Source organism: Nesterenkonia sphaerica (assembly GCF_005771565.1).
Lineage (GTDB): Bacteria > Actinomycetota > Actinomycetes > Actinomycetales > Micrococcaceae > Nesterenkonia > Nesterenkonia sphaerica.
This window is the reverse complement of record NZ_VAWA01000011.1, coordinates 1-19,058: the sequence shown is the minus strand read 5'-3', so window position 1 is coordinate 19,058 and position 19,058 is coordinate 1. Positions and strand designations below refer to the sequence as shown.

Below are 19,058 nucleotides of genomic sequence, written 5' to 3'. Positions count from 1 at the left end.
GTCAGGCCTCGTGCGAGGGCAGGGGAGTGAAGGCGCTCTGGTGGAAGACCAATCCACCTCGGGTGGCGTCGGCCGCCAGGTCCAGGACCTCCAGGACCACGATGTCGTGGTCACCTGCGGTGAACTGGTTGTAGATCCGAGTCTTCAGCCACAGCGGAGTGGCATTGAGGACGAGGGTGCCGTCGTCGTCGGTGATGTAATCAACCCCGGCGAAGCGCTGAGCCCGATCCTTGGACGCGATCTGCCGGCACAGGCCTTGCTGCTCGGCGCCGATCACCGATACGCCCAGATGTGAGGCGGCCTCCCGAAGCCGCGGCCAGGTCCCGGAGGTGTGTTGGACTGCGAAGGTCACCAGGGGCGGATCCAGGGAGACACCCACAGTGAAGGTGGAAGCCACCAGGCCTTGTGGGGCGCCGTCTATTTCAGCGCCGACCACCACGATCCCCTGCGGAAATTGGGCGAAAGCAGCCCGGAGCTCCAGCGGATCCAGGGCTTCAGCGCTCACCGAGGGCCTTGCGAGGGTTGCTGCAGACAAACTCATGGAAGATCTCCCATCGAACCTGGCGGTAGCACCCGGCATGTTCCGGGTTGCTGCGGCGTCACAGAGCCAGATCTCTCGGCCGCTCGGGATGGACTCTTCTACCGTACGCCTCTGAGTCTTGACCGGGCAAAAGATGTGTCACATTTCGAGATGTAACCGGGTGGACGAGCATGACGTTGTGTGACGCGAGCCGCAGAGGGCTTGCGTGCTTCAGGGAATTGAGCATTAGGCTGACTTTGCCTTGAACATTTCAGGGAAGACCATCACGAGCGATCGAGGGATCTGGCCCGCAGACATCGCAGCAACCCCCTGACACAGGACCGGTGCTACCGCCAGAGACGATGGAGGAGAACCCATGAATGCACGTATGTACCTGTCCCGGCTCCACCTGCCCCAGGAGTTGGAGAAGGCAATCTCTGAGGCGGGGACCAACGCCTTGGACCGGGAGCTGGACCGGACTCTGGCGTACCGGGAGGTGAGGGCGCTCGCGGAGGCCGGTCTGGGGCGGCTGCGGGTTCCCGAGGAGTTGGGCGGGCTGGGTCTGGACTGGGTGCAGACCACGGAGGTGCTGGTCGAGCTTGCCGCGCAGGACAGCAATCTCCCACAAATTTTCCGCGGTCACCTCGCGGTGCAGGAAGACGCGCTCTGGCGCGGGTCCGACAATGAGTCTGCGCGGAGCTGGTTGGAGCGGTTTGGCGCTGGCGAGCTGGCCGGGAACGCGTGGACCGAGCCCGGTCAGGGTGGGTTTGACCGCTCCGGAACCGTGCTGAAGCACACCTCGCGCGGCCCGGTGGTCAACGGCGTGAAGTACTACACGACCGGCTCAATTTTCGCGGACTGGCTTGACGTGACCGCGCGTGATGAGGCCGGCTACGAGCTGGGCCTGCTGGTCCGGCGGGACCAGCCCGGGGTCGCGATCAGTGACGATTGGAATGGATTCGGCCAGCGGACCACCGGGTCCGGGTCTGCCGCACTGACCAATGCGGCGGTGACCCATTACGAGGTCCGCGAACTGACCGACCGATTCCCGTACCAGACCGCGTTGTACCAGCACATCCTGCTGATTGTGTGGGCTGGGATCGCTGAGGCGGCCGTACGCGATATTGCGCAGACCCTCCGTGTGCGTAAGCGGACCTATTCCCACGCGAACACGCTGCAGCCCGCCTCTGACCCTCAGCTGCTGCAGGCGGTGGGGGAGGTCGACGCCGCGGCAGCTCTAGCCCGGGCCCAGGTCCTGGCCACCGCGCGGGCACTCGATGAGGCTTTCGCGACTCGGAAGCTGAGCCGAGAGGAGCAGGACAGGGCAGTCGATGAGGTGGAGCTGGCCACCGGCCGGGCCCAGGTGGCGCTGCATAAGCCGGTGCTGGAGGCCACCAGTCGCATCTTCGACGCATTGGGGGCCTCAGGTACGAACCGGGGGAAGTCCCTGGACAGACATTGGCGCAACGCCCGGACCGTGGCCAGCCACAACCCCTGGGTGTACAAGGCGCGCATTGCCGGAGATTACCGGGTCAACGGAACGGCACCGGTGCGGCTCTGGAGCGTCGGAGAACCGCAGGAAACCCAGAAGGTGTAGGCGGGAAGACGCCGAGCGGAGGAGCCGTGCTCCACCCCGGGCACTCTGGGTGAGTACGACCTCGGTAGGGTACCTGTAGGCAGTCCCATCGCAACGAATGGAGTACCAGTGACGCAGTCTGTTGATGTTTCCGCGTGGGGTCAGGAGACCCACACGCCGTATACAGCCCCAAGTGACCGTTATGCCCAGTTCGACTACCGGCGCGTGGGTCGCAGCGGACTGCTGCTGCCACCGATCTCACTGGGGCTTTGGTGGAATTTCGGTGACACCACACCATTTGCCAGCCAGCGTGAGATCATCCGGCACGCCTTTGACTCCGGGATCACACACTTTGACCTGGCCAATAACTACGGACCGCCCTTCGGTGCCGCAGAAGAGAACTTCGGGCGGATCATGGCCAAGGATCTGAAGCCCTACCGGGATGAGCTGATTGTGTCGTCGAAGTCAGGGTGGGACATGTGGCCCGGACCGTACGGCAACTTCGGATCCCGGAAGTACACCCTGGCGAGCCTGGACGAGGCCTTGACTCGGATGGGCCTGGACTATGTGGATATCTTCTACTCCCATCGGGTGGATCCGGACACCCCTTTGGAGGAGACGATTGGTGCCCTGGACACGGCGGTGCGTTCCGGGAAGGCACTCTATGCGGGAATTTCCTCCTACTCCGCGGAGCGCACCCAGGAGGCCTCGCGCATCGCCGGAGAGTTGGGCACGCCATTGGTCATTCACCAACCGGCCTACTCCATGCTCAACCGGTGGGTGGAAGACGGCCTGTTGGCAACCTTGAAGGAGACCGGTATGGGCTCCATCGCTTTCACGCCTCTGGCGCAGGGACTGCTGACGGATAAGTATCTGAAGAATCCTGACGCGCAGCCCGCGGGGGGACGGTCATCGCTGCTGGATCATCACTTGAGCGAGGAGAACCTGAACAGGCTGCGGAGACTCAACGACGTCGCCGCCGCACGCGGGCAGACCCTGGCGCAGCTTGCCATCGCCTGGCTGCTGCGAGACGGTGGCGCCACCTCGGTGCTGCTGGGCGCCTCCTCCACGGCTCAGCTGGACGAAAACCTGGCAGCGGTGCACCACACCAGCTTCACCACTGAAGAGCTCGAGGTCATTGACACCATCACCACGGGTGATGCGGGCATCAACATCTGGTCGGTCTCCTCCGAGCTCTAGTGTCTTGCCACCAGCTCTTCAGCAGTGTGTGACTTCGTAGTCTCAGTCTCAGTCTCAGTCGCAGCTGCGCTGAAGTGCTGGAATGCACCGCGCTGGGCGGCGGCGGGATGTGAGTATGGGAGGCGGTCGGAGCCGGTCAGCTGTGCCCGCAGACTCGTGCTGGAACGGAGCTGTTCAGGCCAGCGGGCCAGGCCGCGCTCGCGCAGCACCGGGAGCACATGGTCGATGAACTCGTCATAGGACCCGGGAATGGTGGAGTTGATGACGTTGACACCGTCGACTCCAGCCTCCTGCCAGCCAGCCAGCACATCCGCGATCTGTTCCGGCGTCCCCACAATCCGTGTGGACCGGGCGCGGAAATGGGCCAGATCCCGCAGGGTCACACGTCCATTGGGTGCGATCTTCCTGATCTCAGACAAATGACCCTGCGCACCTTCAGTATGCTCGAGGTCCTCCAGCGGGGCGTCAATCGGCAGGTGGCCCACGTCCACCCCGAGACTGCCGGCGGTGTGGGCGATGAGAGCATGGTCATCGATGGAGTCATCCAGATCACGAGCCTTCTGCTCAGCCTCAGCCTCGGTGGAGCCGATGACAAAGGACAGCCCCTGGATGAACTTCACATCTTCGGGGCGGCGGCCGAACTTGGCGGTGCGCCGGCGAATATCTGCCGCGTGAGCGGCGGCAATGTCCCTCCGCGGAGCCATCGAGAACGTGGCCTCCGCGTGGGCAGCGGCAACCTCACGGCCGCGTTCTGAGGATCCGGCCTGAAAGAGGTACGGAGTCCGCTGGGGTGAAGGTGAGCTCAGGTGAGGCCCCTCCACTGAGTATCGATCACCACGGTGGTGAATCTTTGACACCTTCGAGGGGTCAGCGTGAAGCCCGCGCCCCCGGTCATGTTCTGCCGTCTTGTCCTGCAGCAGTGCCTCGTCCTCCCAGGAACCTTCCCAAAGCTTGTAGCAGACCTCCAAGTACTCCTCCGCCCAGTCATACCGGTCCTCGTGCTGGGCCAGCCCAGCGGCGCCGAAGTTCTTGTGCGCGTTCTCCTGCACATTTGTCACCACATTCCAGCCCACCCGGCCGGCTGAGAGGTGATCCAGCGTGGAGAGCTGCCGGGCGAAGGTGAACGGGTGCGCCTGGATCACAGAGGACGTCATCGCAAGTCCGATGCGGTCAGTGACCGCGGCCAGCGCTGAGAGCAGCACCAGGGGGTCATTCGACGGCACTTGGAGTCCTCGGCGCAGGTGCGAGGCCCACCCGCCCTCATGGTCACCGTAGAGCCCCACCACATCGGCGAAGAACGCGATGTCAAAACCTGACGATTCCAGTTTCTGAATGAGTGAAATCCAGTGCGGGAGCTCGTTAAACCGATGCTGCTCGGCCTCCTCGCGGCGCCAGGCGCCACCAATGATGTGGCTGGTGGTATTCATGAGAAATGCACTGAGGATCAGGGGCGGACGTGACATGGGGCCTCCGGTGAAATAGGGCGAATGCAGGAGAACTTCGGTGCGGCAGACGTGGTGCGAACTGCCCCGAGGCGCTAGGGCGTTCTCGGGTGGGTTTCAATAATGTTCAGCACAAGAAGACTCCCATCGGTCCTGGCGGTAGCACCCGGCAGGTACGTGCTTCCCCTACTCGGTAGGTCTGCAGTATCCGGGTTGCTGCGGCGTCAATGAGCCAGATCTCTCAGCCGCTCGGGATGGTTACGGTGAAACAGTACGACTCTGCACAAGCAAAGTTCAAACCATATGACGCCGCGCCTCCGAGGTGACGAATTGTGAAGTCGACTTTGACGTAGGGTTATGTTCACTGCGTAGAGTACCGAGCAGTACACCATCCAGAGCGACCGAGGGATCTGGCCCGACGACGTCGCAGCAACCGGCCTCACAGGCAAGGTGCTAACGCCAGAACGATGGAGAGTTAACATGATTTCACTGCGCCGTGTGTCCACTACGTTTGCTGCCGGGAAAAAAGAACCAATTGCTGCGGTAGACGACGTGTCGCTGGAAATTCCGGCAGGAAGTATTCAGGGGATCATTGGATTTTCTGGTGCAGGAAAATCGACACTCCTGCGTAATATCAACCTTCTGGAAAGGCCAACCTCCGGTGAGGTGTGGATAGGCGATACGGAACTCACGGGTCTGAACGCCGAAGGGCTGCGCCGGGCCCGTCACCAGATCGGAATGATCTTCCAGGGGTTCAACCTGGTCAACAACCTCACCGTCGTGCAGAACGTGGAACTGTCATTGAAGTTCGCAGGAGTGAAAGATCCCAGGCAGCGACGCCGTCGAGCCGCTGAAGCCCTGGAAATCGTTGACATTACGGACAAGACCCGGAATTACCCCGCCCAGCTCTCCGGGGGGCAGAAACAACGGGTGGCAATTGCCCGCGCGCTGGCCACCAAGCCTCAGGTGCTGCTCTGCGATGAACCGACTTCTGCGCTGGACCCGTTCACCACCGCGACGGTGCTGCAATATCTGGCCGACATCAATGCGGAGTTCGGGATCACCGTAGTGGTGGTGACCCATGAGATGGAGGTCATCAAAGCGCTGGCAGACAATGTGGCCGTGATGGAAGCAGGCAGGGTGGTGGAGCAGTTTCCCGCCACCGATCTGCTGCGGGAGGGATTTTCTCCCACCACGTCGATCGGAAAATACCTGGTCTCCGACGGGATCAGCCTCAATCGGCGCAAGCACACCTCGTCTGAGACCGACTTCGATGCCATCGTGGACGAACTCGATGCGGCCGGACCGGAACCCGGGGCGAGGCCCTGGGACCCCACACGCGCCCGTGAGAACAAGATCTTCGCCGCAGTCGAAGGAGGACTCCGCTGATGAACCTCCAGACTATTCAGGCACGTCTGCCGGAGATCAACCAAGCAATGCTGGAAACCTTCGCCATGATCGGCGTGGCCATCCCTCTGGCAGTGCTCCTAGGCACCCCCCTGGGAATCTGGCTGTGGAGCCATGCTCCCGCCGGGTTGAAACCCACACCCAAGTCTCACGCCGTGGTCTCCACGGTGGTCAATATGGTCCGCTCCTTCCCGTTTCTGATCCTGCTGATCGCCATCATCCCGTTCACACGGCTGATCGTGGGCACCTCGGTGGGCACAGCCGCGGTGATCGTGCCGTTGACGATCAACGCCATCCCCTATTTCGCGCGACTGGTCGAGCAGAACATCACACAACTGGGCACCGGCGCGGTCGAGGCTTCCCGGGCCATGGGTGCCACGCGGGGGCAGATCATCCGTCACGTGCTGCTGGTGGATGCCAAACCCGCGATCATCGGCTCCATCACCATCACCACCGTCAGCTTCATCTCCTACTCCGCCATGTCAGGCCTTGTCGGCGGTGGCGGAATCGGGGATCTCGCAATCCGCTACGGCTATTACCGCTATGAGACAGAAACCATGGTGGTGGCCTGCGTGCTGATGGTCCTCCTAGTGACGGTTGTCCAGTACAGCGGCACCCGCTTGGTCCGCTTCACAGACAAGCGCGTCACCGCCTGAAGCACCTTCAGTCCCACTCCACTCACAGCCCGAAAGAGGATCAATGAACGCTCGACGCCGCCTGCTCACCTCCACTGCCGCGCTGCCGGCCGCTGCGTTGGCTGCCACTGGTTGCGGTCTCGCCGGTGAGGACGAGACGGTGATCAGCATTGTGGTCACCGAGTCCGCCCCCTTCCAAGAACCTGCAGAGATTGCTGCGGACCTGCTGGAGGAGCAAGGCTATGAACTGGACGTCACCTACGTCACCGACATCAACCAGCCCAACCAAGTGGTCCACTCCGGTGAGTACGAGGCGAACTACTTCCAGCACCTGGCCTACCTGAACAACTTCAACGACTCCAATGACACCGCGGTGGAACCGCTGTTCTCGGTGTACTACGCGCCCTCAGGACTGTTCTCTCTGCACCATGACGACCTCGACGACATTCCGGACGGGGCAGAGGTGAATCTGCCGGTGGACCCCTCCAACAACGGGCGGGCCCTTCAGTTGCTCGCCGATGCCGATCTGATTGAGATCGACGAGGACGTCCCGGTCATCGACCTGACCCAGAATCACATCACCGACAACCCCAAGGACCTGCAGTTCGTGGAGACCGACCAGCAGTCCGGGGCACAGGTGCTGCCCGATGTGGATCTGGGCTTCGCGTTCGTCCGGTTAGTCGCTGAGGCCGGCTACGAGGTTGACCAGACGCTTGTCCATCTCGAGGACGGACGCGACGAGGTGCGTACCCCCTTCACCTGTGTCGTGGCGGTGGGCCCGGACGGAGTCACCGATGAGCAGGCCCAGGCGCTCCAGGATGCCTTCCACTCACCTGAGGTGGAGGAATGGTTCACCGAGTACCAAGGCGGGGTCATCGACTTCGCCGATTTCATCACCCTGGACAACGCCGAGGAGACCTGGAACGACTTCACCGACGGTGAAGCCTGAGAGGAACTGAGCCACCCATGAGATACACCAGCACCTCGAAGAGCCTGTTGGCCGCCGCCGCAGCCGGAGCCTCAGCGTTGGCACTGACCAGCTGCGGGCTCATGCCCGGGGCAGGGCAGGATGAGACCATCAGCATGGTCGTGACCGAGAACGCCCCGTTTCAGGAACCCACAGAGATCGCCAAGGACCTCCTGAACGAGGACGGATGGACCCTGGAGACCACCTACGTCACCGACATCATCCAGCCCAATTTCACCGTCGACAACGGCGAATACGACGTCAACTTCTTCCAGAACCTCACCTACCTTTGGCAGTTCAATCAGGACCACGGACTGGACCTGGAGCCCCTGTTCTTCATGTTCGAACAGCCCTCCGGCATCTACTCCAAAGAGTTCGACTCCATCGATGAGCTTCCAGATGCGGCGCAGGTCGCGCTGCCGGTGGACACCGCCAATAACGGACGAGGCATCCGGCTCTTGGCGCGTGCGGGAGTGATTGACGTTGATGAGTCCAAGAGCACCCCGGAACTCAGCGTCAACGACATCACCAGCAACCCCAAGGATCTGGAGTTCGTCGAAGTTGACCAGCAGTCGGTCGGCACTGTCTATGACGACGTCGACGCCGTTTTTGGGTTTGCGAGACTGCTGGCCGATGTGGACGTGATGCCCGAGGAAGCGCTGATCATCGAAACTCAGGATGAGGCGCTGCCGTTCGCTATGACAATCGTGGCCCAACCCGGCTTCCGGGAGGCTGAACCGGAGAAGTACCAGGCGTTGAAGAGCGCTTATCACTCTGCGGAGGTCCGTCAGTGGTACGGCGAATACCTCGGCGGTCTGCTCACGCCGGCCTTTGACCGTGACATTGACGCCGCGTGGGAGGAAGCGAACCGATGACGACCACCACCGACCACCCGCGTGTGCTTGAACCTGAACTGCTCGACGAGATTGCCGCAGGTGCTGCAGAGCGCGACCTGGACCGCGTCCTGCCGTTTGCGCAAGTCAGGAGTCTGGATCAGCGCCGATTCGGCGCCCTGCGTGTGCCGGCTGAGCACGGTGGCCCCGGGGCCAGTGTGGAGGAGCTCATCGTTGAGGTCATCGCGCTCGCCCAGGCCGATTCCAATATCGCCCACCTCTACCGGGGACACTTTGGTTTTGTGGAATCACTCAGATTCCAGCCCCCCGAGATCCAACACGCGTGGTACCCCGTGGTGCTGGGGGGAGGGACGGTCGGCAATGCCTCCACCGAGCGCGGCGGAAACGCACTGGGGTCCCTGAACACCACGGTGACGGAAACAGAGCGGGGCTGGGTGCTCAATGGCGAGAAGTTCTACACCACTGGCACGATCTTCTCAGACTACACCCGGGTCTCGGCCGCCCAGGACCCTGGTGTGCCCGGCCGGCGGTTCGCGGTGGTGCCTGTGCAGGCTTCCGGCGTCACCGTAGTCGACGACTGGGACGGTTTCGGACAGAAGCTCACCGGTACCGGCACCACCCGTTTTGAGAACGTGAGCGTCCCTGCGCTGAACCTGCTCAACCGCGACTACGGATCACACGAAGCAGTGCACGAAGCTGCTTTCTTCCAGCTCTACCTGCTGGCAGTACAGGTCGGCATCGCCCAGGCGGCTCTGCGCGATGCTGCCGCCACTGTGCGGCGTCGCACTCGCACATTCAACACCTCGGCAGCCGGTGCCGCCTTCAAAGACGATCCGCTGATCCAACAGATTGTCGGCCGCATGTCCGCGAAAGCTTTCGCGGCCAAGGCCACAGTGCTAGAGGTGGCCCGAATCCACGACCAGGCGCTGCAGAGCGGACTGCAGGCGGGCACACACCATCCCGGGTATCGCGGGGAGCTGCCAGAGGAGGTCTACGATCCCGAACTCGCCGTGGAGAAAGCGCAGGTGACTGTGCACGAGCTGGTCCTGGAGGTGACCCAGGAGCTGTTCCAGACGGTGGGAGCATCCGCCACCTTGCGCACCAAAGGCCTGGACCGCCACTGGCGCAACGCCCAAACCGTCGCCACGCACAACCCCACAGTGTTCCGGGCACGGTCGATCGGGGACTACGAAATCAACCGGACACTTCCTGAGGGCCTCAACGCGATCGGAGACAGCCGCAACTGACCAGGCATTCTTACGCCGTGTGACGCGGCAGGCCAGGATTTTTGCGGACCACCGGGATCAGCACTTACAGTTAGCTCCAGCTGTACAAACCATCCAGAGCGACTGAGGGATCTGGCCCGATGACGTCGCAGCAACCGGCCCGCAGGGCAAGGTGCTAACGCCAGAGCCGATGGGAGTGATGATTTTCCATGACGTCTGCACCTGCTCTAGAGCAGCCGGTGAGCACCGCAGAGTCTGCTGAGCCGGAGCTGCCCACCCCCGTGGTCGCCCCAGAGTCCCTGTCTGTGAAGTTCAACGATGTCGGGCGCGCCTTCGGCGGCCGCACTGTGCTGCGCAACGTCACCATGACCGTCAACCCGGGAGAAGTGGTGGCCATCCTGGGGGCCTCCGGCTGCGGCAAGTCCACCCTTCTGCGTGCTGTAGGAGGCTTGGACGTCGGGTTCACCGGCGAGCTGCTCATCGGCGACCGCGCAGTGTCTCGCTACGACGAACGCACTGCGGTGGGCTTCCAGGAGCCGCGCCTGCTGCCATGGCGCAGCATCCGGCGCAACATAGAGTTGGGATTGCCCCGTGACCTGGAGAAGTCCGCCGGGAAGGCCCGCGTGGACGAACTCCTGGACCTCGTCGGGCTCTCCGACCGCGCTCACCTGCGTCCCCGGGAAATCTCCGGGGGGATGGCCCAGCGGGCCTCCCTGGCACGGGCGCTGGCACGCCAGCCCGGTGTGCTGCTGCTTGACGAGCCGTTCGGCGCACTCGATGCACTCACCCGGTTGAAAATGCAGGATCTGCTGATGGACGTCCACGCCAGCACCGGCACCACCGTGCTGCTGGTGACCCATGACGTCAACGAGGCGATGCAGCTGGCCGACCGCATCCTGCTGCTGGGCTGTCCGGATTCGGACCCGGCTGAAGGGGCGACAGTGAAGTCGCTGGTGACGGTACCCGGGACCCGGCCTCGGAACCGCGCCAGTCAAGACCTCGCGCGGCTGGGCAGCCAACTCTACGCCGGTCTCGGCGTCGACTCTCACTGAACCTCAACAGCTGACGCGCCGCTGCGCGCCTCAGCTCACCGTAATCCGTTAATTCGCTCCATCACCATGAAAGGCCCGCTTCCGTGCCCGCTCTTTTCCGTACCAGACTCAAACCCGTCATCGCTGCTTCAGCAGCCGCAGCGCTGCTCGCTGCGACTGCCTGCGGCGGAGAGGACGAGCTGGGGACCTTGAACATCGATTTCGCCACCTACAACCCGCTCTCGCTGGTGATCCTCGAGCACGGCTGGTTGGAAGAAGAGCTGGACGAGCACGGGGTCGACGTCGAGTGGACACAGTCCCACGGTTCCAACCGGGCAAACGAAAACTTGCGGGCAGGCAACATCCACATCGGCTCCACTGCCGGCTCCGCGGCGCTGCTGAACCGAGCCGTCGGCGCCGACACCCACACCCTCCTCATCGAATCGCAGCCTGAATGGTCTGCCCTGGTCACCCGGGACGGCACAGGCATTGAAAGCGCGGAGGACCTGGAGGGGGCGACCGTGGCCGCGACCCTGGCGACAGACCCGTTCTTCTTCCTGGCCCGCACCCTGGCTGAGCACGGGCTCTCCCTTGACGATGTGGAGGTCCAGTCTCTGCAGCACGCAGATGGACGTCAGGCCCTGGACAACGGCGATGTCGACGCTTGGGCCGGACTCGACCCGATCATGGCCAGTGCGGAGGTCGACGGCGCGGAACTGGTCTACCGCAACGTCGACTTCAACACCTTCAGCGTCATCAGCGCCCCCAGCGATTTTCTGGAGAACCACGGCGAAATTGCGCAGATCGTAGTCAATGTTTACGAGCAGGCGCGGCAGTGGGCGCAGGAGAATCCGGATGAGACTGCCGAGATCCTCGCTGAATACGCCGGTATCGACGGCGAGGTGGCCCAGCGCGTGCTCAGTGAACGCGTCAGCTTCGACATCGACCCAGTGCCGGGCGAGCACCTCCACGCCGCCCTGGAACCGGTGGGGCCGTTCTTCGTGGAGAACGGCGACGTCGACAGCCAGGAGGCCGTGGACGAGGCACTCGAAGACCTCTTCTGGCCGGACTTTGCCGAAGCGCGCGAGGCCACTGACGCCGAAGGCACCGAAGATGCCGCCGATGAGGCCACCATCACCGAGGACGAGGAACAATGACGACCACTCTCGCCACACAGTCGGCACCGCCGCGCCGGGCTAAGTCCCTGCCCGGCGGGCGGATCCTCATCGGCGCAGCCGTTCCCCTGCTGATCGTCGGGGTGTGGTGGTTGGTCACCGGTCCGCTTAACCTCTTCACCGCGACCCAGCTGCCGGCACCCCAGAGCGTAATTGAGGCAGGGGTGGGCCTCCTTGACGGGGGAGCGCTGTTTGCCCATGTGGGGGTCTCGGTCCAGCGGGTGCTGCTGGGCTTCCTCTTCGGCGCAGCTGCCGGACTGCTCCTGGGCTCACTGCTGGGACTGTCGCGCATCGCCGACGGGCTGCTGCACCCGACTGTCGGAGCGTTCCGTGCCGTGCCCTCCCTGGCCTGGGTGCCGCTGATCCTGCTCTGGGTCGGCATCGGCGAAGACGGCAAGGTGCTGCTGATCGCCATCGGCGCGTTCTTCCCCGTCTTCACCTCAGTGCACTCAGCGCTGCGCCACGTGGACCCCCACTTGGTGGAAGCAGGCCGAGCCTTCGGCTACCACGGCACCCGGCTGCTGACCGCAGTCCAATTACCGGCTGTGGTCCCACCGGTTTTTTCCGGACTTCGTCTGGCACTGGCGCAGTCCTGGCTGTTCTTGGTCGCCGCCGAACTCTTGGCCTCGTCCGAAGGTCTTGGGTTCCTACTGATCGAATCACAGAACAACGGGCGCGTGGACCGGCTGCTGCTCGCCATCGTGCTACTTGCAATCTTGGGCAAAATCACCGACGCGCTGCTTGGCGTCATTGAGCGCAAAGCGCTGAAGACCTGGGCATAAAGGAGAACCACATGAGCTACCCGACCACCACTGCCGGTCACCGCGAGATCCTCTTCAACGCCTTTGACATGAACTGCGTGGTGCATCAGTCGCCGGGCCTGTGGCGCCACCCAGAGGACCGGGCGCGCGACTACAACACCATCGGCTACTGGACCCACATCGCCAGAACATTGGAAGAGGGCCTCTTCGATGGACTCTTCATCGCCGATGTGCTCGGCCCCTACGACGTCTTTGGGGCCAACCCCGAGGCCGCGCTGCGCTCCGGGGCACAGATCCCGCTGCAGGACCCGTTCCTGCTGATCTCAGCAATGGCCGCGGTGACCGACAACCTCGGATTCGGCATCACCGCAGGTACCGCCTATGAGCACCCCTACCCGTTCTCCCGGCGGCTGGGCACCCTGGACCATCTGACCGGAGGTCGAGTCGGCTGGAACGTGGTCACCGGCTACCTGCCCTCCGCTGCCCAGAACATGGGGCAGGAGGACCAGATGGAGCACGATCAGCGCTACGACCACGCCGATGAGTACATGGACGTGGTCTACAAACTGTTGGAAGGCTCCTGGGAGGACGACGCGGTCCTGGCGGACAAGCAGTCCGGAATCTTCACCGACCCCGCCAAAGTTCACCGGATTGAGCACCAGGGTGAGTATTTCAAGACTCCTGGCATCGGTGTCGTCGAACCTTCACCGCAGCGTATGCCGGTGGTCTACCAGGCGGGCGCCTCCACCAGAGGGCGGGCGTTCGCGGGCAAGCATGCCGAAGCGGTGTTCATCAACCCACCCACCAAGGAGCTGGCCAAGGCCTCGGTGCAGCGGATCCGGCAATCAGTGGCTGATGCTGGACGTGACCCGTACGATGTGCGCATCTTCGCGATGCAGACAATCGTCACCGGCCCGGACAACGACGCCGCACAGGCCAAGTACGATGACCTCACCCGCTACGTCGACGCCGAAGGTGGTCTGGTGCTGATGTCCGGGTGGATGGGCATTGACCTCTCCCAGTTCGACCTCGACCAGCCCATCGGTGAGGTGGAGTCCAATGCGATTCAGTCCACTGTGGAAACATTCCAGAAGGCCTCCGGCCGTGAGGACGAGGTCTGGACGGTCCGGCAGCTGGCGGAGTGGGTCGGCGTCGGGGGCTTCGGACCGGTCATCATCGGCGACGGGCCCTCCGCGGCCCAGCAGCTGATTGAGTGGCAGGAGGAGACCGACATTGACGGGTTCAACCTCGCGTACCACATCACCCCGGGGACCTTCGAAGACATTGTGAAGTACGTGGTGCCCGAACTGCAGAAACTGGGCCGCTACAAGACCGAGTACACACCCGGAACGCTCCGGAACAAGCTGTTCGGTGCCGGGGACCACCTGCCGGAGAGCCACCACGGAGCACAGTTCCAACTGCGTCGTTCCCGTTAGGCAACAGCTGCCGGTGCTGGGCACCGCCGCCGTGTCACGGGCGCAGTGGCCCTGCGGAAGCTATTCTTGAGTGGCTATGCACCCGCTGCTCAGTCTCCTCCCGCCGTTGCGCGCCCAGCAGGACCAGGTCAATGCTGCGCGTCCCGACCCGCTGCTGAGCGACTCCCAGCTGCTGGCTGCGGCACTGGCTCAGCGGTACGTCACGGCCAAGCGCATCACCGAAGGCAGGTGGGTCTTTGAGTTCCGCGGCCATGTGATCGGGGGCTTCGCCAACCGGGTCACCACTTTGGTCAGTGCGCACTCGCGGCGCCTGCTGCGGGATCCTGAGCAGCTACGGGCTCACTTGGACCTGATGGAGGTGCCACACGCCATTGAGCTCGACGACGCCTCTGAGCAGTTCCAGCCTATGCTCCCCCTCGAGCTGGAGGGCTCTCCGAATGAGGAGGATCACCCGGTGGTTCTGCAGGCCTACTGTGTGGGGAAGGAAGCGGTCAGTGTTATTGGCGCGGTACCGGACCCCGACCACACGGGGAAGATCCTGACCATAGATGTCACCGACCGGGTGGAGGAGGGTATTGGGCAGCTTGCGGTCGATGGGATGTGCAGTGTTCCTGGGCTGCTGGCTGGTGCGGTGAACCTTCAGGTGAGCTCCCTGGAGACTGCTGAGGGCGGCGTCGTGATCGGCATCGATGAGATGGCCAGTACGGTTCCACATCACTACCCGGACTTGGGCCCGGGCCAGCCGGTGGCAGAGGCCCTGGCAGAACATATTCTTTTTACGGCTGCACTGTGACGCTAGGGTAAGTCCCATGCCAGAGACGTACTTTCCCGCGCCCGGACGGGGGCCTCGGCCAGGGCAGAGCCCTCCGCCGCCGCCGGCAGTGGCACAGGCGGGACGGCCCACGGTCAGGCTGGGGGAGGATCCCTCGGCCACCACTGCGTTCATCGCTGAACACGTGGAGCCGCACTACGCGCAGCTGCGGCGATGGAATTCGACCCTGGCCCATGATGAGTTGCTCCAGCGTGCCGCCCGCCGCAAGCGGATGACCATCAAGAAGATTTCCGAGTCGAATCAGCTCTTCTTCCTCTCCGGGGTGTTGGTGGGAGGGATGGATGGGGTTATCACTTCGTTGGTGAGCCACCAGGCAAGGCGGGTGTCACGTTCCAAGGCCATGACCAAGCGCTACCTGGCCTCGGCTGAAGTCCCCACGCCGAAGGGCAAGGCGATCAACCCCACTGATTTCGCCCGGGCAGTGAAGTACATGAAAGCTCTGGGCAAGCGCGTGGCAGTGAAACCTTCAGCGGGCCGGGCGGCGCGGGGTATCAGTATTAACGTCACCAAAGAGTCGGAGCTGCGGGCCGCGTGGCAGGCAGCCATGGCCGCCCGGTCAGTGACTTCGGAGTCGCGGTACTTGATAGTGATTGAGGAGTACGCACCGGGTCTGGACGTTCGGTGTTACGTGGTTGGCGGCCGCGTAGTGGGTGCGGTGGCGCGCTTGCCGCTTTACGTCATCGGTGACGGTGATTCCACGGTGGGTGCACTGGCTGATGCGGAGATTGCACGGCGGCGGTCCAATGAGTATCTGCGGAGCCGCCAGCCGGAGGTCACCGACGCGTTCTTGGCGGGAGTGGGGCTTCGCCGTGACACGGTGCTGCCGAAGGGAACTCTGCGGTATCTGACCCAGATAGCTGACACCGGCAGGGGAGGCGGCGTCGCGGTAGATGTCCTGGAGTTGCTCAGTCCGGAACTCAAGGAGCTGGCGGTTGACGGACTATGGGCCATCCCTGGACTTGGTGCCGCGGCTGTGGATCTGCTGGTCCCGGATCTGGGCACTGCTGAAGGCGCGGTGGTGCTGGAGGTGAATCCTTACGCCAACATTATGCAGTTCCACTATCCCAGCTATGGGGAGCCCCGGAAGGTCAATGACGCCGTGATGGACGAGATTCTGGAACGGGCCTCGCGGTAGCGCCAAGGGTTTTCCACAGATCGCGATCGGGGTCTGGTGCCAGCAGATGGGACTGGTTAGGCTATGTGCCACAGTTCTTGCTTCTGGATCAGGGCTGAGCACGTGAGAGTATTCGCGGTGCTGCTGGAGGGACTCCGCCGTGCCGCAATGGGCGCGAACGGGTGACCGAAAATGACACATTTCAAGGTTCTGGGGACAGCTGCGGCTGCAGCGCTTATGGCAGTAAGCACGGCTTGTGCCGAGGGGACGGACCGAGCCGAGGCTGAGGAGATGGGGCCGACGGCTGAGGAGTCAGCCGACGACAGCTCGGACGACGCCGGCCTCGAGTCCTCGGAGGGGGATGCGGAAGAGGAGCAGGTCCACGACGAGCCCGAGGAATCTGAAGAGCCTGAGCCGATCCCGGCATCGTCAGAGGGCCCAGCCCAGAATTGGCCCGCCCCCGAGCCGCCCGAAGAAATCTACGAGCCGACTGAGGAAGGCGCCGAAGCGCTCCTGCAGTACTGGTTTGACGCTCGCCACTACGCGCGAATAACTGGCGACACCCAGCCCCTGGAGGACGTCTCCCACGAAGACTGTGAAATGTGTCGCCTAGAGGGCGAGTTAGTCCAAGAAGTATTTGCGAATAATGGCTGGTACACAGGCGACGGGGATGCAGTAACAAGCGTTTATGTCCGTGTCGAGACGCCAGGTAATGCCACCGGAATGTTTATTTTGGAGGAATCTGAGTTCGATGCACATTGGCAAGGTAAATCATATGGGAAAATGAAAAATGTTGAGAATAATACATACATTTTTAATGCTAATTTAATCGACGATGGCTGGAAGGTATCTCATGTAGGTTCATTGTGGAGCCATGAGACCAGCCAGTCCGATGCGCGGGGGCTCGCTCAATGAAAGCGAATACGAAGACAATATCCGTTGCTTCTTTATTGGTGGGGGCTGTCCTGAGCCAGCAAGACGACCCATCCGGAGAGCAGCCTCCGAGCTTGTTCAATGCAGGTTTCGGTGAGCGTGCAATCACGCTAGAACTCGAATCTCATAGGCCTCCAGTTCAGGACGAGGAGCGAAGGCAAGTGCCGGAAACTGTACCTCCAGTGAGTGAGAGGGAGGTCAATCACGTGCGGCCAGACCCGCATCCGAGCTCTCGCGCCGGAAATGATTCTCCCAGTCCCAGCTCCTTCTACTGTATGGATTCGAATGGCGAGCCTGATTCAAGCTGTCTGGACTTTGCTGCTGCTCTAACCAATCCCGTTACAGGCGCCGAATGTATCCTGGTGCGGCAACCCGGGTCATTGGATGCCCCAAGGTGCGCAGAAGACGTGCCTCCCCCGTCGACAGAAGCCGTGCCTGAAGACTTGTCGGAGGAGAGCGAGCCGGATTGGGAACTGGTGCTCTCGCAAATACCTGGAGAGGTGCAGCGCGCGTTCGCCAACCTGCCGATTGAAGGTGGCGCAGTGGCCTTTGACGAAGAGCTGCTGGGCTTTGGCTACATCAATCAGCACACCAACGTGTTTGCCGAGGTCGAGACCCAAACGTTCAGTGAATCGCTCTTGGGAATCAACGTCGAAATCCGCGCAGTACCGGTGGAGTATCAATTCGACTACGGCGATGGGACCAGTCGAACATCATCTGATCCCGGAGGCCCCTCCGCTCCCGTGCGGGCGCGGGGGGCCGATGCTTCCTCGTGGGAAGTGGAAACTGCCACCTCCCACATTTACCAAGAGACTGGCGTCTTTCCTGTCAACGTCACTACGACATTCATCGGGGAATATCGGTTGCCCGGCGAGGCCTGGACCCCGATTAGCGGCTCAGTCGAAATTCCGGCCACACCCGGTGAGGCTGATATTTGGCGCCTGAGCCATCGGCATGTCTCAGGCGCATGCCGAGAACCCAGCCACTGGGGCTGCTCAGGCCCTGTAGAGCTGGGCCCCGGGGACCGGCCTCCGAAAATTTTCGCTGAGGACTACGACAGCAGCGGAAGATACATCGGGTCCCATTCCCCGTAGCCCCCACGTCAACGGACTCCGCGGGCCGCGGGCTGTTTATGTGTTGTTTGACCCCGAAGACTTCGAACCTTGGCCGGTGACTTCTTCAGCCTTGGACTCCACCGTCTCTTCCGCCTCGTCTACCACGTCAGCCATCATCGCTTGGGCTTCGTCTGCTTTGTCGGCGGCTTTCCGGAGAGCTTCGGAGGCAGATTTTGCAGCCCTCTTGGCATTCTCCGCGATCTCGTGCGTCACCCTGGTCGCCGTGTCAGAGGCCATCGAGACGAAGTCCTGGACCTCCTCACGGCCCAGGGTCTCCTGAGCGGATTTCTTGGCCTGCTCGATCCCCTCGTCGACCTTGTTTCGACCGGTCTGTGTCCCGATCAGGTAGCCGATGGCTACTCCGGCGCCCAGTGAAAGCAGTCCCATGATGTGCTCCTGTCTCGTGAATATCATTCCGGATCTCCCCAATCTAGCGGGGTCGCAGGCCCCCTGTCACGGGGATTGCCCCCTGATCAGGCCCTGATATTGCCCTGATACTTTCCCGTCAGAGGCAGCAGAGCTTGGCCCCCAGCCCACTCGTGCAGGTTCACAGTGCACTCAAACGCGAGTGGCTTGACGCGGATCAAATTGGTCGACGGCTCCCGGTGCGGGTTGAGCAGCGTCCTGCCCTAACTGGATCACCCGGTTACCGGCATCAACATGGACCACCTGTGGTTGGTGGACTCTTGCTTCCGCAGTTGCGAGCTGCACATAGGAGAGAATGATGACCAAGTCACCGGGGTGTACCAGGTGAGCCGCAGCACCGTTGATGCCCACTACTCCTGATCCCGGATCCCCGGCGATGGGGGTGTCAATTAGTTTGTGTACCGGGTC

The 19,058-nt window shown here is 62.6% G+C and carries 19 protein-coding genes and 5 riboswitches; of the genes, 15 read left to right on the top strand and 4 right to left on the bottom strand.

Features of this window, described 5'->3' with window-relative positions:
• Position 1: 1 nt before the first annotated feature.
• Positions 2 to 541, bottom strand: coding sequence for a flavin reductase family protein (locus tag FEF27_RS09130; RefSeq protein WP_138170555.1), 540 nt, complete (start codon positions 539 to 541; stop codon positions 2 to 4).
• Between the two features lie 7 nt (positions 542 to 548).
• Positions 549 to 636, bottom strand: a riboswitch (SAM riboswitch).
• Between the two features lie 162 nt (positions 637 to 798).
• A riboswitch (SAM riboswitch) is annotated at positions 799 to 889 on the top strand.
• Between the two features lie 7 nt (positions 890 to 896).
• Here FEF27_RS09130 and FEF27_RS09125 point away from each other — a divergent pair.
• Together FEF27_RS09125 and mgrA are read left to right on the top strand one after the other, a co-directional pair.
• Positions 897 to 2,117 (top strand): acyl-CoA dehydrogenase family protein, encoded by a 1,221-nt coding sequence (locus FEF27_RS09125; RefSeq protein ID WP_208009771.1) that lies wholly within the window; start codon positions 897 to 899, stop codon positions 2,115 to 2,117.
• Between the two features lie 108 nt (positions 2,118 to 2,225).
• Entirely contained in the window at positions 2,226 to 3,296 is a 1,071-nt protein-coding gene (gene mgrA / locus FEF27_RS09120) for an L-glyceraldehyde 3-phosphate reductase (protein ID WP_138170554.1), read from the top strand.
• Here the strand turns inward: mgrA and FEF27_RS09115 are convergent.
• The gene (locus FEF27_RS09115) at positions 3,293 to 4,759 is read right to left on the bottom strand and encodes an NtaA/DmoA family FMN-dependent monooxygenase (RefSeq protein ID WP_138170553.1); all 1,467 of its coding nucleotides are present in this window, start codon (positions 4,757 to 4,759) and stop codon (positions 3,293 to 3,295) included. The genes mgrA and FEF27_RS09115 overlap by 4 nt on opposite strands.
• Before the next feature lie 120 nt (positions 4,760 to 4,879).
• Positions 4,880 to 4,999: riboswitch (SAM riboswitch) on the bottom strand.
• 124 nt (positions 5,000 to 5,123) lie between these two features.
• A riboswitch (SAM riboswitch) is annotated at positions 5,124 to 5,212 on the top strand.
• A 6-nt stretch (positions 5,213 to 5,218) separates the two neighbouring features.
• Here FEF27_RS09115 and FEF27_RS09110 point away from each other — a divergent pair.
• From FEF27_RS09110 to FEF27_RS09050, 13 genes are all read left to right on the top strand, one after another.
• Positions 5,219 to 6,127, top strand: coding sequence for a methionine ABC transporter ATP-binding protein (locus FEF27_RS09110; RefSeq protein ID WP_138170552.1), 909 nt, complete (start codon positions 5,219 to 5,221; stop codon positions 6,125 to 6,127).
• Complete coding sequence (locus FEF27_RS09105) at positions 6,127 to 6,801, top strand: methionine ABC transporter permease (RefSeq protein ID WP_138170551.1); 675 nt, start codon at positions 6,127 to 6,129, stop codon at positions 6,799 to 6,801. The genes FEF27_RS09110 and FEF27_RS09105 overlap by 1 nt, the downstream gene beginning before the upstream one ends.
• 43 nt (positions 6,802 to 6,844) lie before the next feature.
• On the top strand, positions 6,845 to 7,729 hold the full coding sequence (locus FEF27_RS09100) for a MetQ/NlpA family ABC transporter substrate-binding protein (RefSeq protein ID WP_138170550.1): 885 nt from the start codon (positions 6,845 to 6,847) through the stop codon (positions 7,727 to 7,729).
• 17 nt (positions 7,730 to 7,746) lie between these two features.
• Positions 7,747 to 8,622 (top strand): MetQ/NlpA family ABC transporter substrate-binding protein, encoded by an 876-nt coding sequence (locus tag FEF27_RS09095; RefSeq protein WP_138170549.1) that lies wholly within the window; start codon positions 7,747 to 7,749, stop codon positions 8,620 to 8,622.
• Positions 8,619 to 9,848 carry an acyl-CoA dehydrogenase family protein gene (locus tag FEF27_RS09090; RefSeq protein ID WP_138170548.1) on the top strand — a complete coding sequence of 410 codons (1,230 nt, stop codon included), beginning with the start codon at positions 8,619 to 8,621 and terminating at the stop codon, positions 9,846 to 9,848. Before FEF27_RS09095 ends, FEF27_RS09090 begins: the two co-directional genes overlap by 4 nt.
• Positions 9,849 to 9,934: 86 nt before the next feature.
• A riboswitch (SAM riboswitch) is annotated at positions 9,935 to 10,033 on the top strand.
• Positions 10,034 to 10,036: 3 nt separating this feature from the next.
• Positions 10,037 to 10,879 carry an ABC transporter ATP-binding protein gene (locus tag FEF27_RS09085; protein WP_138170547.1) on the top strand — a complete coding sequence of 281 codons (843 nt, stop codon included), beginning with the start codon at positions 10,037 to 10,039 and terminating at the stop codon, positions 10,877 to 10,879.
• Between the two features lie 83 nt (positions 10,880 to 10,962).
• Positions 10,963 to 12,015 carry an aliphatic sulfonate ABC transporter substrate-binding protein gene (locus tag FEF27_RS09080; RefSeq protein WP_138170546.1) on the top strand — a complete coding sequence of 351 codons (1,053 nt, stop codon included), beginning with the start codon at positions 10,963 to 10,965 and terminating at the stop codon, positions 12,013 to 12,015.
• Positions 12,012 to 12,815: an ABC transporter permease gene (locus FEF27_RS09075; RefSeq protein ID WP_138170545.1), complete on the top strand. Its 804-nt coding sequence runs from the start codon at positions 12,012 to 12,014 to the stop codon at positions 12,813 to 12,815. The genes FEF27_RS09080 and FEF27_RS09075 overlap by 4 nt, the downstream gene beginning before the upstream one ends.
• Positions 12,816 to 12,826: 11 nt before the next feature.
• A complete protein-coding gene (locus tag FEF27_RS09070; RefSeq protein ID WP_138170544.1) occupies positions 12,827 to 14,230 on the top strand; it encodes an LLM class flavin-dependent oxidoreductase in 1,404 nt (467 codons plus the stop codon).
• 76 nt (positions 14,231 to 14,306) lie between these two features.
• The gene (locus tag FEF27_RS09065; RefSeq protein ID WP_138170543.1) at positions 14,307 to 15,023 is read left to right on the top strand and encodes a hypothetical protein; all 717 of its coding nucleotides are present in this window, start codon (positions 14,307 to 14,309) and stop codon (positions 15,021 to 15,023) included.
• 16 nt (positions 15,024 to 15,039) lie between these two features.
• On the top strand, positions 15,040 to 16,197 hold the full coding sequence (locus FEF27_RS09060) for a hypothetical protein (protein ID WP_166429982.1): 1,158 nt from the start codon (positions 15,040 to 15,042) through the stop codon (positions 16,195 to 16,197).
• Positions 16,198 to 16,368: 171 nt separating this feature from the next.
• Positions 16,369 to 17,091, top strand: a complete 723-nt coding sequence (locus FEF27_RS09055) for a DUF6318 family protein (protein WP_138170541.1) — start codon at positions 16,369 to 16,371, stop codon at positions 17,089 to 17,091.
• A 425-nt stretch (positions 17,092 to 17,516) separates the two neighbouring features.
• On the top strand, positions 17,517 to 18,203 hold the full coding sequence (locus FEF27_RS09050) for a hypothetical protein (RefSeq protein ID WP_243729176.1): 687 nt from the start codon (positions 17,517 to 17,519) through the stop codon (positions 18,201 to 18,203).
• Positions 18,204 to 18,239: 36 nt separating this feature from the next.
• Here FEF27_RS09050 and FEF27_RS09045 read toward each other — a convergent pair whose 3' ends face one another.
• Positions 18,240 to 18,611: a hypothetical protein gene (locus FEF27_RS09045; protein ID WP_138170540.1), complete on the bottom strand. Its 372-nt coding sequence runs from the start codon at positions 18,609 to 18,611 to the stop codon at positions 18,240 to 18,242.
• Positions 18,612 to 18,782: 171 nt separating this feature from the next.
• A partial coding sequence (locus FEF27_RS09040) for an aspartate 1-decarboxylase (RefSeq protein WP_208009769.1) occupies positions 18,783 to 19,058 on the bottom strand: 276 nt, incomplete at its 5' end.